The organism is Endozoicomonas sp. (assembly GCF_031844845.1).
Classification (GTDB): domain Bacteria; phylum Pseudomonadota; class Gammaproteobacteria; order Pseudomonadales; family Endozoicomonadaceae; genus Endozoicomonas.
The window spans coordinates 31,104-45,367 of record NZ_JAVRMB020000007.1; the positions used below are offsets into that span (position 1 = coordinate 31,104).

Genomic DNA, 14,264 nt, shown 5'->3' on the forward strand with positions numbered 1-14,264 from the left:
GAAAATATAAAAAATAACCGGAAGGAGTTATATTTTGGAGGGTACTGGTCGTTCATTATCTGGAATACCTGACACAATTGATCAGTTATCGACGCCCGGCAAGGCACCGGTTGTGGGACAGACTGTAGATGGCTTAATAGTTAACCGTAAAGAGCCGAAAAGGTCACCTGACAAGCAGGCAGATAATTATAAGATTGAAAAAGTCGATACAGGAGAGCGGACAACTGGCCTCGAAAGCCCCGGGAACGGCTCTGTTTACATTAATACCGGGAACCTCATTGTTGACGCATCTGATGAAGCAGCCAGCGATCGAACTGAAGCAGCTAAGCAGAGACAATGTTCGAGAGATGATGTTAACTCCAGCGGAACCTCGGGGAATGATTGGCAGAAAATTTTTAATAATTGTCCGACATACTCAAAAAAAGATCTTCGCAAAATGGAATTTCAGCTGTGTAAAAAACTTTTATCTTTAGAGATAATAAATCAGGCTGAACACTGGGAATCAGTTTCTACTAATGATACTTCTTGCGACCGTGAAAAAATGCTTCTGGATGTTACCAGAGAATGTCAGGAACTGTTTGAAGCGTTAGAAGGTACAGATTGCCCAGCGAATATTAAACGTTACGTAAAATTATTATGGGTGCAGTTTGGCTTATATCACTTGGATGAGTGTCTGAAGTCTGGTTCGCCGAATTATCAATTGTCATTTATGACAACGATTAAGGATATTACTGAATACTTGGGATTTCTGCATGCGGTGGCAAAAAATGCAGGCCGTGTTGGTAAGGTTATTCCGGAGTCTCGTCATCTTCAGCTTTTTTGTTACTATAAAGCGGCAGATGCGGGGTGCGAGAATGCCAAAAGGCTGCTGATTAAAGAGATGCTATTTTGTCGGATAATTGGAGATAAGAAAGATGTACTGGAATACCAGCTCTTTTCTCTTCGTGAAGCACTAACGCTCATGTCCACGCTTCCCCGGAGAAAAGTATCGGCAGAAAATAAGGCACTGCCTGATTATGAACAGATAATATACTGGTTAATGGAAGTGATTGATAAGGAGGATGTAAATACTCGTGATAAGCTGGCCAATAAGTTGATAATGGATGAACGTCCTGAAGTGAAGGCACTGGTGCCAATGCTTTTTTTTGAGAAAAGTATTGGTGTGGTTGATCCAGAAAGGGCATTGGAATTCATTAATGAGCTGTCAAAAATACCGGTTCTGAAAGCTATTCACGACTATTGGTTGTGTCGTTATCATTTTTCCGATGGCAAGGAAAATGTGGAAGGGTTTTCTAAAAAGTTAGGAGGCCTGATGGTTGACATGATGCCATCGGCATTTGATATTTGTTTAGACTACTTCTTAGACCCTGAATGCAAAGAAAAATATTCCAAAGGTCAGTTCAATATAGTATATCGACTGATAAATAGTTCTTGCTTCTTACTACCACGGGATCTGGCACATAGAATGGTTATGTGTTCATATGTACTGGATGAGATGGATGGCTTTAGAAAGGATAGAGATGTTTCTAAGGCAAAAAAAAAGGCGAAAATTGTCTCAATTATTTACGGTCATCCTGATGTGGTCGCCGATAAATTATATGATGAATCCAAGTATTTCTTTACTATAGACAACTGGAGGAAGTCAGGTTCAGAGGAAATGATGAGTCCTTCCAAGGCTTTTCTTAACACAATGAATGAGTTTGTTTTTTCCAGAGATCCTGTCATCGGTATATTCAGAGATGCTTTTCAGGTGATAATGAATAGACCTTTTTCTCTCATCCAGATAGATGATGCTTTTAAACAGGATAGTATTAAAACAGTATACTGGTCGATAGTATTAAGCTTTTTGCCAACAGAAAATCAAGGGTTTTCAGATCTCGTTAATTTGTTTTTGCGGAAATCTGATGGGGGGATTGGATTTCTGCCTTTTGTTCACGGGTTAAGTCTTGCTGAATTTATCCGGAAATCATATCGGTATCACGCTTTTTCTGATGAATCAAAAGATCACCCATTATTTATTCCTGCAACTCTCGAGTTGTTTGATTTGAGCAAAAAAGATTGTAAGGAATTCCTTCAGAGTTTGTCAGTCATAAAAATGCTTCGCGGTTATTCTCGGCAGGAAATTTGGGGTGAGCAAAAAATAAAGGATGTTTCTGAATATGAGCTTCCGGCTGATTATATGGTAGTTAAAAAAGTGCTTAGTGAAGATAGCAGGCTTTTGTTAAAGCTGGCTGTTCAGGAAAGTTACCCATTAGGAGATAGTTATAAATATAAACAGCTGGTGTTACTTTTGGAAAGAATAAATGTCAACAATGATTTGGCTTTTCATGTTGACCTGTTCGAGTTTTTAATTGGTTTTATTAATGAGTCTAAATTCTGCTTAGGCCAGGAACGTATAGTTACTTTGTTTGATGGTTGTTTGAAAATCGCATACAGAATTAAAATGATAATGGCTGGTGTTCTTGAAAAACAGTGCCAGGAATTGTCTAGCTGGCATGAAGGCCTGGCGGTTACTATGAAACACAGTATTGAAATGGGTCGGTTAAGTAATGTTCTTGAGTCTCTTGAAAGATTAAAAGCAGACCTGTATGAATCAGATCAGGTTAATGAATACAATATCGATTCTGAAAAGTGTCTTCTTGATTATCCTGATCATGTAACTGTTCAAAGTTTGTATGGGGAATCCATGCAGACTCCTCAGCAGGCAGGTAAAGCATTTGGAGAAAGTTCAAAGGTCACAGGTTTGCCAACGGAAAGTGAGCTGCTATTTGACCATTTTAAAAGTTTTACAGAACACCATCTTTTAAGTCAGCTAAGACGTATTGATAGTGATGAAAAGTTTATGGAGCAGGTTGAAAAAATTGCAGGCTCATTACCGGATGATTCAATTGATAACTTGGCGTTAGCGGAAATTTCTCTTGCGCGATTTAAACATCCGAAACCTGAGTATTGTAATTCCATCTCAATCATTGCTTCCGGGCTTCAACGTTACTTTAGGGGAAATATAAACCTTGAATTTAATATGATATTAAATCTGCTTGAGTCAATGAGAAATAATCTCAACCGGCCTCCGAGGAACACATACACAGGCATCATCAGGACTGAATTACAATATTACCGCCTGCTGGCGGATATGGCCCTGAGAGGCGGAAAGGTACTTGCCAGATTTTTTGAGGAGTCAAAAGTTGGTTTTTTATCACAGGTTTCTATTGCCATAAGTGGTAATAGCTTTCAGATGACAAAAGAGTTAGTGAAAAGAACAACTGATAATTGTGATATTTCCCGCCTTTTTCGTGCCAGCCTTCCGATTTTCAAAAATACCGGATTTGCTAAGGATGCAATGGTGGGGGCAGTGTTTAACCAAATGGCTGAGGACGATGAAGCCACTTCAGATGTCGCGGATTTGGCTGAGTGCATGAGGCTGTCGGTTGAGGGGGGTTGCACTGAACAGGTATTCAAATCAATATCTGAACATAGACAGATGCCTGAGATTCAATCTGAACTATTATGGATGGGGTATGAGAGCGGTGTGTTATTAGCGGATGAATATTTGAATCAGGTAGTCAAGTTTGATAAAGAATCCAAAGAATATTATTTTCATTCATTGCTAATAGCAGAGCGGGCTGATCAGCAAGTATTTATGGACCTGCAAAATAATAAAAAATTAAATTTATTTAAGAGGCCTCAACTGGAAATAATAGGTTTAAAGCTGGTGGAAGTCGGGCGTATCAAAGATGCTTGCTGGCTGTCTGAAAAATATAAATTGGATTATTTGGGTATGATGCTGGCATGGTGTGATGATGAAAATATTATTATAACCCCGGGGGTTCTGATTCCGGAGGCGGAAACAGGTAGAAATCAGGCTCAATGTCGATTGGTGGATTGGGTGCTTCATCAAAAACAAGATGTCCTGAAAGATAAGGCTCTGGCAAATAAGAATGAGCAAACAGTCGCTAAAAAATCTTCAGGCGCAGCTTCCGTTCAGAGCTGTCGTGTTCTGTCTGCTGAGTATTTAGCCATCAGGGATTCTCTTATTGACGTTCAGTGTTGCTTTTATATTCATCTCCCCTGTATCTGGTCGGATAGTCAGAGAATACTGTACCAGGGCGTTGCACTTTGTACTGGAATCGGTGGGCATCAGGATGAAGTGGAAGGAATTGAAAAAATTAAGGAAGCATTAACGTCCGATGATCCTGAGGTTCCCTTTATTCTCTACTGGCTGCAAACCGCTTCCCTGGTGGAAAAAGAGTATTTTCCGAATAAAGATTTATTAATGGAATTTGCCAGACGGATGCCTGATTCTCCTGGAAGGTTATTGACGGGATTGATCGTAAATATCGGAGAGTTGGCAGTTCGTCAGGTGGTCAGTAAAATGAATGAAATGGCAGGGCAAAAGGAGGAAGAGTGGGAGATGCTGAAAGCACAATCCAGGTCCATTCAGCAATGGCTTTATCACTGGTGCGAGCAGATCAAATTAGAGGGAATGTCACCGGCTGAGAAATTAATTTATCATTTTAAGTTAGAAGCCGAAAATGAGTGGCCGGTTCAGAATCTTAATAGACTTCAGGATATGTTTACAAGATTGAGTGAAAGTCATCTGAAGTCCGATTTCTTTCAAACTGAATTAATTCTTTATGTGAAGAGATTGATCTGGCTTTCGGAAACGCATAAAAATTTTGCGATGTTTCTTAGTAATTCTATCGAATCCAGGAGTCGGCATAGATTGTTGATCAACGAGGGGGAAGGTAAAGGACTCGTTTGGAATTCTCAAGTTTTTGAGCGGGATAAAATGCTAACTCTTTTCAGGGCTATTTCCAAAAAACAACGACGAAAAATGTTGGAAAGTCTTGTGGCAGAAATAAGCTGCAGGGAAAAACGGCCAGATAAGTATGGAAGTATGAAGGTAGATCAGAATCGCATGCCTGGCAAACTTGTAAAAGAATTGGTGAAGGAAGTTAAAGATAAGAATCACGGTTTTACGGAGGCTAAGTTGGCTCATCATATTCGAAATGTTTCACAAGAGACAGGCAAGAAAAAATACAAATACTCTGAGTTATTACAGTATTTTTGTTTTGTTGACAGTTCTGGTCTGAATATGGAGAGCATACAGGCGTTTCGGAAGGTTATTAGAGATATGGCAAGTGATTCATTAAAAGGTAAAATTGATTTTGGCAATGAAACAGAAGTATTAAGTACAATTGCAATATGCATTTTGGCGTAGACTTCTGAAAATATTTTTTGGAAAAGGCGCTTCTGACTCGTAACAATCCAAGTATTTGATTTAGAATATGTGATTTTTTAATGGTCTGGTGCTTATGACTATCCATAAGGAAAAGCTGTTTCCTCCAGCTGTGTTTTTGATGGGGCCAACCGCTTCCGGAAAAACTGACCTGGCGGTTGCGCTCAGCAAAGTGCTTCCTTTCGAGATTATCAGTGTGGACTCGGCCCTGATCTACCGGGGGATGGATATTGGAACGGCCAAGCCAGAATCAGAGGTGCTGGCGGAAGCGCCCCATCACCTGATTGATATCCTCGATCCTGCGGAATCTTATTCAGCTGCAGATTTTCGACAGGATGCATTGTCGTTGATGGCTGATATTACTTCTCGTGGGCGTATTCCCCTGCTGGTGGGTGGTACGATGATGTACTTCAAGGTGCTCAGGGACGGTATGGCGGCGATGCCTGCAGCGGATGCCGGGGTTCGGCAGCGATTGTTGGACAGTGCCCATGAAAATGGCTGGGCATTTTTACATCAGCAGCTTGCGGAAGTTGATCCAGAGGCCGCGCTGCGAATAAAACCATCGGACACCCAACGGTTACAGCGAGCCCTGGAAGTCTATGAGCTGACAGGTAAAGCACTGTCTCAATGGCACCGGGAGCAGGAAGAGCAGAGTTTGCCCTATCGTGTGACCAGTCTGGCAGTGGCTCCGGAAGATCGGGGGGTACTTCATGAACGTATTGCACTGCGTTTCAGGATGATGCTGGAGAATGGTTTCCTGGAAGAGGCAAGAAGCCTTTATCAACGGGGAGACCTGAATGTTGCCATGCCATCCATGCGGTCTGTGGGTTATCGTCAGGCCTGGTCCTGGCTGGATGGGGAACTAAGCTACGATGAGATGGTCGAACGAGGTATTATTGCAACCCGACAGCTTGCTAAAAGACAGCTGACCTGGCTCAGAAGCTGGCCTGACATTCACTGGCTTGATACGTTATCCGATAACTTGCCTGGTGATGCCTTGAAAGTCTTGGGGAGCGCCCTCAAATAGATTGATGTCTATTGTGGTACTTTAGAACCTGTAATTGTTCCTGCAGGACTGACGGGAGTAGCTAGTATTACTTATTGAGTGCGGTGTGGGGTTAGCTTAATGTGAACCGGCATTTCATAGGCTGTACATATATTGAACAATTAGTACTAGCACAGCCGGTCTAGCGGATAGTCCTCCCCAAAGTGAAACAAGGCTATTCAATAACTCGAGAATTAAAAGGAGTACAGAAATGTCAAAAGGGCATTCTCTACAAGACCCTTACCTGAATGTGCTGCGTAAAGAACGCGTGCCAGTTTCTATTTATCTGGTAAATGGTATTAAGCTTCAGGGGCAGATTGAGTCTTTCGATCAGTTCGTTATTCTGCTCAAGAATACCGTGAGCCAAATGGTTTATAAGCACGCTGTATCTACTGTTGTCCCAAGCCGTCCGGTTCGTCTGCCAATGCAGGGTACTGATCAGCCTGAACATGAACATGAACATGAGCATGAGCATGAGTAAATCTGTCTGATGCAACTTGAAGGCGCTTAAGGCGCCTTTAGGTGTTTATTTTATTTAATTTTAAAAATGAGCCATGTGGCGCTGTTTTAATTTCAGGTTTCTGTGAGCTGGTTCTCAGCTTTTTTTGAGCGCGGTTCGTGGCTTTGCTTATGGGCTCAGGGCTGTTTATGGCTCAGGGCTGATTAGGAGATCTATTTGTTTTTTGACCGCCATGAGGGTGGTGAAACCGCAGTGCTGGTTCATCTGGAATTGAATGATGAACGAGAGCGGGAAGACCCCCAGGAATTCATGGAGCTGGTACGCTCCGCTGGCGTTGAGTCTGCCGCCTTTATTACTGCAGGCTGTAAGCGTCCCAATTCTCGTTTCTTTGTCGGTTCCGGCAAAGTAGAAGAAATTCGCCAACTGGTTGTATTGCATGATGTGGATGTTGTGCTGTTTAACCACGCCCTTTCTCCAAGTCAGGAACGTAACCTTGAAAGAGAACTGCAATGCAGGGTCATTGATCGAACCGGGTTGATTCTGGATATCTTTGCTCAGCGTGCACGAACCTTTGAAGGCAAGCTTCAGGTTGAGCTGGCTCAGTTGGAGCATATGAGTACCCGACTGGTGCGGGGCTGGACTCATCTGGAACGTCAAAAAGGGGGGATCGGCCTCCGGGGGCCGGGTGAAACGCAGCTGGAAACAGATCGTCGTCTTTTAAGAGTGCGCATTAAAAGTATTCTCAGGCGACTTGAAAAAGTACGAAAGCAGCGGGAACAGGGGAGGCGTGCCAGACAGCGAGCAGAGGTGTCTCAGGTTTCTCTGGTGGGTTATACCAATGCAGGCAAATCAACGCTCTTTAATCGCGTGACCGAGTCCGTTGTTTATGTGGCTGACCAGTTGTTTGCCACCCTTGATCCAACGTTACGGCGAATCGAGCTGCCTGATATCGGGCCTGTCGTGCTGGCTGATACCGTGGGGTTTATCCGGCATCTTCCGCACAAACTGGTTGAAGCGTTCAGGGCAACGCTGGAGGAGACTCGTCAGTCAGATCTTCTTCTGCATGTGATCGACAGTTATGACCCGGAACGTCTTGAGAATATTAATCAGGTTCATTCGGTGTTGAAAGAGATTAATGCGGATGAAGTGCCGAAGCTGGAGGTTTATAACAAAATTGACCTTCTGCAGGGGGTAGAACCAAAGATTCAGCGTAATGATGAAGGTCGCCCTGTACGGGTCTGGGTTTCAGCCGTTACGGGTGCTGGTATTGACTTGCTGCAGGAAGCCATCAAAGAGCTGCTTTCTGATGATATGCTACAAGGGCAGTTAACCCTTAAGCCCGCTCAAGGGCATATCCGGGCTCGTCTATTCAGGCTTGGGGCTATTCAATCGGAAGCCTACTCTGACAGTGGTGAAATCGTTCTTGATATCCGGTTGCCAAAACCCGACTTTGATCGGATTTCCAAGCAGGAAGATCTGGCTGGTAGTTGCTTTAGTGTCTCGGTCTGACTCGTCTTTTCCCGTATCAGAAACGTTCATGGCTGAGCCGGATATTTCATCATGAATGATGGACGAATTTTGGGTAAAAGGACTCTGATTCAGGATTTGTAAAGAAAATCCGTTGCGGTCTTTACTAATTTGGCTTGCGCTATTCGCTATCAAAACCCTACAATCGGGCTCAGGAATTACCTTTATCTACGGAGACTTATATGGCCTGGAACGAGCCGGGTGGAAAAAACCAGGATCCATGGGGCGGTGGTAAGAAAGGCGATAAGCAAGGACCACCAGACCTGGACGATGCGTTTCGAAAATTTCAGGAAAAACTGAATTCAATGTTTGGCGGTGGCCGCAAAGGTGGCTCCAGTGGTGTTGGGCAATCAGGCTCTTCATCCGGGATGTTTATCGGTATTCTGATTCTGGCCGCTGCTGCCTATATCTGGAATGCGGTCTATACCGTTGATGAAAAAGAACAGGTGGTCATTCTCCGGTTCGGTGAGTATTCAGAGACGGTAAGCGCAGGTCTGCATATGTACTTCCCTCCCATCGATGCCAAGTTTCAGGAACGTGTTACCGAGCTGCGCACCTATAACCTTAACCAGCAGATGCTGACTGAAGATGAAAACATTGTCGAAGTCGCCATGTCGGTTCAGTACAACATTGAGGATATCAAAGACTATGTCCTTAATGTGGCCAAGCCGCTGGTAAGTCTTGAGGAAGCCACGCAAAGTGCATTGCGTCACGTTGTCGGTGGTTCCGAGATGTACCAGGTGCTGACAGAAGGACGTGAAAATATGGGTATTGAGGTGCGTGACCGTCTTCAGGCTTACCTCGATAGCTATGGTACGGGTCTTAATATCGCTAAGGTAAACATTGAAAGTGCTCAGCCTCCAAAAGAGGTGCAAGTGGCTTTTGATGACGTTATCCGGGCTCGTGAGGACGAAGAGAGAGCCAAAAACAAGGCTCAGGTCTATGCCAACAAGGTCGTTCCTGAATCCCGTGGTCAGGCTCAGCGTACTATTGAGAATGCCAATGGTTACCGTGAAGAAGTGGTGGCCAGAGCGGAAGGTGAGGCGGATCGTTTCGTGAAATTACTGAATGAATACAAGCAGGCGCCAGGGGTAACCCGTGAACGTCTGTATATTGAAGCCATTGAAGAGGTGTTCAGTAATTCCAGTAAGGTGCTTGTGGATGTTGAGGGTGGCAATAACATGATGTATCTGCCTCTCGATAAACTGACACAGTCCAGTGGCAGCAGTAGCTTGCCATCAAGACAGCTGTCTGCACAGGACTTGAACGAGATCACCACCCGGGTGACAGAAGAATTGAATAAGCGTGTTAATAGCTCGCGGGCCAGTGGGGGGAGGGTAAGTCGATGAGTCAGAAAGCCTTTACCGGACTGATTATATCTCTGGTTGTTGTGATACTGGCATGGGGTAGCCTCTTTGTTATCTCCGAGCGGGAGAGAGCGGTGCAGCTTCGCTTTGGCCAGGTGGTTCGTGACAGTATTCCGCCGGGTCTTCATGTGAAAATACCGCTTATTGACAAGGTCAAGGTATTTGATGGTCGTCTGCAGACGCTGGATGTACCTTCCGAGCGTTTCCTGACCCTTGAGCAGAAGGCGGTTATTGTGGATTCCTACATCAAGTGGCGAATTCACAATGTATACGACTTCTATCGTGCGACAGCCGGTGATGTATTCCGTGCCAGTAACCTGCTTGCCCAGCGAGCTGAGTCCAGCATGCGGAACCAGTTTGGTAGTCTCACCCTGAATGAAGTGGTTTCCGGTCAGCGTGATGAGATGATTGAAGAACTGACCAAATCCCTGAATGAAGTTGCTCAGAAAGAGCTGGGTGTCAGCATCATGGATGTGCGTATCAAGCGGATTGATCTGCCACCTCAGGTTAGCGACTCGGTATTTGAACGTATGTCGTCTGAGCGTGAGAAAGAGGCTCAGGATTACCGTTCCCGTGGTCAGGAAATGGCTGAGGGTATCATGGCCAATGCGGATCGTGAAAAGCGTGTCCTTCTGGCCGATGCTTACCGGCAGGCTGAAATGATTCGTGGTGATGGTGATGCTAAAGCCGCTGAGATTTATGCCTCGGCTTACCAGCAGGACCCTGAGTTCTACGCATTTCATCGAAGCCTTCAAGCCTACAAAGAGAGCTTTGGAGAGTCCGGTGATATCATGCTGATTGAGCCCAAGGGTGACTTTTTCCGCTACTTTAACCAGGATAAGCAAGGCAAATAATGAACTCTTGCCAATAGAGTGGTAGTATCACGAAAACCGGGCTCGCCCGGTTTTTTCGTGTGTGGGTTACTTAGGATTTGACCCTAAATAATTTTCCTGTTTTCGCCGCCCGCTGTCCGCCACCCGCCGCCCGAAAAAGATAAGACACATGCTTTTACGGGCAGCGGGCAGCGGGGATTGGGAGGCGGAAAGCGCCTCGCTCAGAGTGAACGGAAACTGAGTTCAAAATGGGTAAGTTATTTCAGGACAAATCCTTAGACGGTAACTCGTGACTGTTATTAGCTCACGGCTGTTTTGGGAGAGTGGCAATGGACTTTGGACAGCAATTACTGGTTGCCCTCAGCCTGATGCTGGTGCTTGAGGGCATTGTGCCATTTCTTTACCCTCAGCGGTGGCGAAAACTGGTAAGCCGGCTGGCTGAAATTGATGACCGGCAATTGAGAATAGCTGGTCTGGTCAGCATGCTGGTGGGTGTGGCTTTGCTTTATTTAATCAATGGATAGGAGTCTTTCCAAGAGTAGACTGCCCTGCGCGGCAGCAGTAAAGTGGTCTGAAAATCTGGTTTTGTTCGTCAAATAGCCTTGCTATTCTCCTCACAAAATCAGACTTTTATCCTCAATATTTTACTGTCCTCATTACGGAGCAATTCTCGGAAAGACTCCCGGCCACTTCGCCCTGGTGATTTATTTGATGGATGAAGAGCGAAGGGCGAAGACAAAACTTCCACAGTAACAATAAGAGAGGCTGTTATGACCGTCGCTGATCGCTGGCTTCTGCCTGATGGAATTGAGGAAATTCTGCCTGACAGAGCCCGTTGTGCTGAAAAGTTAAGGCGCGACATACTCGACCTGTTTGACCGCTGGGGTTACCAGCTGGTGATTCCTCCTCATCTGGAGTTTATGGAGTCATTGACGGCAGGTGTCGGTCATGACCTTGACCTTCAAACCTTCAAGGTAACCGATCAGCTGACCGGTAGAACTATGGGGTTGAGGGCAGATACCACACCCGCAGTGGCAAGAATTGATGCCCATACCCTGAAAATGGATGGACCAGTAAGACTCTGCTATGCCGGTAGTGTCTTTCATGCCCGCCCGGCATCACTGGGAGCCTCAAGGTCACCGATTCAGATCGGTGCAGAGCTCTATGGTCACTCTGGCATTGAAAGTGATCTGGAAGTGATTTCCCTGATGCTGGAAACGCTGACCCGGGTGGATGCAGATTCTGTCAGCCTTGATCTTGGGCATGTGCAGATATATCGGTTGCTGGCGACTCAGGCCGGGTTGTCAGACAGTCAGGAAATGGAGCTGTTTGATGCGCTGCAGCGAAAGGCCATCTCTGAAGTTGAACAGCTGCTGACTCAGTGGGAGATAGACGGTGTATCTGGCAGAATGTTGAGAGCTCTGCCTCAGCTGGCAGGTGGTCCCGAAATACTCGAACGGGCAAGAGATAATTTGGTGGATGCACCGGAGGGTGTTGCTCTTGCACTGGATGAGTTGGAAGTCATTGCCAGAGAAATTACCAGGCTCTATCCCGGTACCGGATTTTATTTCGATCTGGGTGAGTTGAGAGGCTATAACTATCATACCGGTGTCGTTTTTGCCGCGTACCTCCCAGACCAGGGGCAGGCCGTAGCAAAAGGGGGGCGGTATGATGGGGTTGGTGAAGCTTTTGGCCGATCCCGGCCAGCAACAGGGTTCAGTACGGATCTTAAAGCTCTGCTGGAACTCAAAGCTGAAAGTGCAAAAGACTGCATAGAAGGTACGACCATTTTTGCACCTGTTGATGTGGATGCTGCCGTTGTGCAGACTCTGCGTCGACAGGGGGAACGGGTAGTTCGACAACTGCCCGGGGAAGAGACAGACGCAGCGGGCATGGGTTGCAACCATCAGCTGATCTGCCGTGACGGCGAATGGCTGGTTGAACCGGTTGCCGCTTTTTTACTATGAAAATGCCGCATTATTGCGGACTGTTGTTATTTTCATAATTCGGAGTGAGCGGCATTCTCTTCATAGAGCGCCGCTCACAGCTGGTCCGTAGATGATCTGCGGATTTTAAGTTAAATATGCAGTCTGTGGGCTGTATCGCATTGAAACTAAGAGACCGATTCCATGGGTAAGACTGTTGTCGTACTTGGCACCCAGTGGGGTGATGAAGGTAAAGGCAAGATTGTTGATCTGCTGACAGAGCAGGCTGAAGCGGTAGTTCGCTTTCAGGGCGGCCATAATGCCGGACACACCCTCGTTATTAATGGTGAGAAAACCGTTCTGCACCTGATTCCTTCAGGCATTCTGCGTGAAGGTGTTATTTGCTACATTGGTAATGGTGTTGTGCTCTCTCCTGAAGCGCTGCTGAAAGAGATGAAGCAACTGGAAGAGACTGGGGTGCCTGTTCGTGAGCGATTGAAACTCAGTCCTTCCTGTCCGTTGATTCTTCCTTATCATGTGGCTCTGGATCAGGCTCGCGAGCTGGCCCGTGGTGAAGCAAAAATCGGTACCACTGGCCGTGGGATTGGTCCTGCCTATGAAGATAAAGTGGCTCGCAGAGGCCTGCGTGTTGCTGATTTGCTGCACCCTGAGCGTTTTGCCAGAAAACTGAAAGAGGTGATGGATTATCACAACTTTTCTCTGCAAAACTATTACAAAGTAGAGGCTGTGGATTATCAGAAGGTGCTGGATGAGACTCTGGCAATGGCTGAAGAACTGCTTCCGATGATTGATCGTATTTCTGACCGCATGCATGAGCACCGTGAGCGCGGTGACAATATTCTGTTTGAGGGAGCACAAGGCTCTCTGCTGGATATCGATCATGGCACTTATCCCTTTGTAACGTCGTCTAATACCACTGCCGGTGGCGCTTCAACCGGTACTGGTTTTGGTCCTCTGTATCTGGATTATATTCTGGGTATCACCAAGGCTTATACGACACGTGTTGGCTCTGGACCTTTTCCGACAGAGCTGGATGATGAAAATGGACGTCATCTTGCCAGGGTAGGTAATGAGTTCGGTGCAACTACCGGCCGTCCACGTCGTTGTGGCTGGTTTGATGCTGTTGCCCTGAGACAGGCTATTCAGATCAACTCTGTGAGCGGCCTGTGCCTGACTAAGCTGGATGTGCTTGATGGCCTTGAGACTATCCGCATCTGTGTGGATTATAAAAATGCCGACGGCGAATCCATCACTACGCCAGTGGATGTGGAAGAGTACGAAGCGATTCAGCCGGTTTATGAAGAGATGCCCGGCTGGACTGAGTCTACCTTTGGTGCGAAGAGCATTGATGAGCTGCCTGCCAATGCGCTGGCCTACATCAAGCGTCTTGAGGAAGTGACGGGTGCGCCCATTGATATTATTTCTACGGGTCCTGACCGTGTAGAGACTATGATCCTGCGCCAGCCGTTTGCCTGAGCAGGTAACCTTCTACTCCGTTCCCACGCTTTTAGGCCCTGGGGGGACCTGCGTGTGTCGCAATAATCAGCACCCAACCATCATCCCCGCGAAGGCGGGGACCCACTGCTCGTGGTAGATTCCCGCCTTCGCAGTTGTCGCAAAACTCCAGGCAGACTCGTTCCCACGCTCTGCGTGGGAACGAGGTTTAATTACCTCAATGATTCTTGTTTGTTTTAGGTTGTGTAACAACGGGAGCTGTTTTCCCCGTAGAGTTTTTATTGTAGATGGAGGGGCTGCCATCCATAAGCACTGCAAACCTATCTAGTAGATGATCAAGACTAGTAATATAGTCATCAGGGCAATTATGTTCATTACTGGAAAAGGAGTTC

At 46.1% G+C, this 14,264-nt stretch carries 9 protein-coding genes; all 9 read left to right on the forward strand.

The window, feature by feature from the left end; all coding sequences use genetic code 11:
* Window positions 1-34 precede the first annotated feature (34 nt).
* The 9 genes from RM811_RS00315 (at window position 35) to RM811_RS00355 (ending at window position 13,893) form a co-directional block, all read left to right on the forward strand.
* On the forward strand, window positions 35-5,221 hold the full coding sequence (locus tag RM811_RS00315; protein ID WP_402519540.1) for a hypothetical protein: 5,187 nt from the start codon (window positions 35-37) through the stop codon (window positions 5,219-5,221).
* Window positions 5,222-5,315: 94 nt separating this feature from the next.
* Window positions 5,316-6,266, forward strand: a complete 951-nt coding sequence (gene miaA / locus RM811_RS00320; protein ID WP_402519543.1) for a tRNA (adenosine(37)-N6)-dimethylallyltransferase MiaA — start codon at window positions 5,316-5,318, stop codon at window positions 6,264-6,266.
* A 229-nt stretch (window positions 6,267-6,495) separates the two neighbouring features.
* Window positions 6,496-6,765: an RNA chaperone Hfq gene (hfq, locus tag RM811_RS00325; RefSeq protein ID WP_402519546.1), complete on the forward strand. Its 270-nt coding sequence runs from the start codon at window positions 6,496-6,498 to the stop codon at window positions 6,763-6,765.
* A 195-nt stretch (window positions 6,766-6,960) separates the two neighbouring features.
* On the forward strand, window positions 6,961-8,253 hold the full coding sequence (gene hflX / locus RM811_RS00330) for a ribosome rescue GTPase HflX (protein WP_402519549.1): 1,293 nt from the start codon (window positions 6,961-6,963) through the stop codon (window positions 8,251-8,253).
* A 200-nt stretch (window positions 8,254-8,453) separates the two neighbouring features.
* On the forward strand, window positions 8,454-9,620 hold the full coding sequence (gene hflK, locus RM811_RS00335; protein ID WP_402519552.1) for an FtsH protease activity modulator HflK: 1,167 nt from the start codon (window positions 8,454-8,456) through the stop codon (window positions 9,618-9,620).
* Window positions 9,617-10,492, forward strand: coding sequence for a protease modulator HflC (hflC, locus tag RM811_RS00340; protein WP_402519555.1), 876 nt, complete (start codon window positions 9,617-9,619; stop codon window positions 10,490-10,492). The genes hflK and hflC overlap by 4 nt, the downstream gene beginning before the upstream one ends.
* Before the next feature lie 308 nt (window positions 10,493-10,800).
* Complete coding sequence (locus tag RM811_RS00345; protein WP_402519558.1) at window positions 10,801-10,995, forward strand: DUF2065 domain-containing protein; 195 nt, start codon at window positions 10,801-10,803, stop codon at window positions 10,993-10,995.
* A gap of 246 nt (window positions 10,996-11,241) precedes the next feature.
* Window positions 11,242-12,438, forward strand: a complete 1,197-nt coding sequence (locus tag RM811_RS00350) for an ATP phosphoribosyltransferase regulatory subunit (protein WP_402519561.1) — start codon at window positions 11,242-11,244, stop codon at window positions 12,436-12,438.
* 162 nt (window positions 12,439-12,600) lie between these two features.
* Complete coding sequence (locus RM811_RS00355) at window positions 12,601-13,893, forward strand: adenylosuccinate synthase (RefSeq protein WP_402519564.1); 1,293 nt, start codon at window positions 12,601-12,603, stop codon at window positions 13,891-13,893.
* Window positions 13,894-14,264 lie beyond the last annotated feature (371 nt).

What these genes read in the sequence shown, in the direction of transcription:
- RM811_RS00350 (WP_402519561.1), top strand. Translation starts at nt 11,242, where the DNA reads ATGACCGTCGCTGATCGCTGGCTTCTGCCTGATGGAATTGAGGAAATT.
- RM811_RS00355 (WP_402519564.1), top strand. Translation starts at nt 12,601, where the DNA reads ATGGGTAAGACTGTTGTCGTACTTGGCACCCAGTGGGGTGATGAAGGT.
- hflK (WP_402519552.1), top strand. Translation starts at nt 8,454, where the DNA reads ATGGCCTGGAACGAGCCGGGTGGAAAAAACCAGGATCCATGGGGCGGT.
- miaA (WP_402519543.1), top strand. Translation starts at nt 5,316, where the DNA reads ATGACTATCCATAAGGAAAAGCTGTTTCCTCCAGCTGTGTTTTTGATG.
- hfq (WP_402519546.1), top strand. Translation starts at nt 6,496, where the DNA reads ATGTCAAAAGGGCATTCTCTACAAGACCCTTACCTGAATGTGCTGCGT.
- RM811_RS00345 (WP_402519558.1), top strand. Translation starts at nt 10,801, where the DNA reads ATGGACTTTGGACAGCAATTACTGGTTGCCCTCAGCCTGATGCTGGTG.
- hflC (WP_402519555.1), top strand. Translation starts at nt 9,617, where the DNA reads ATGAGTCAGAAAGCCTTTACCGGACTGATTATATCTCTGGTTGTTGTG.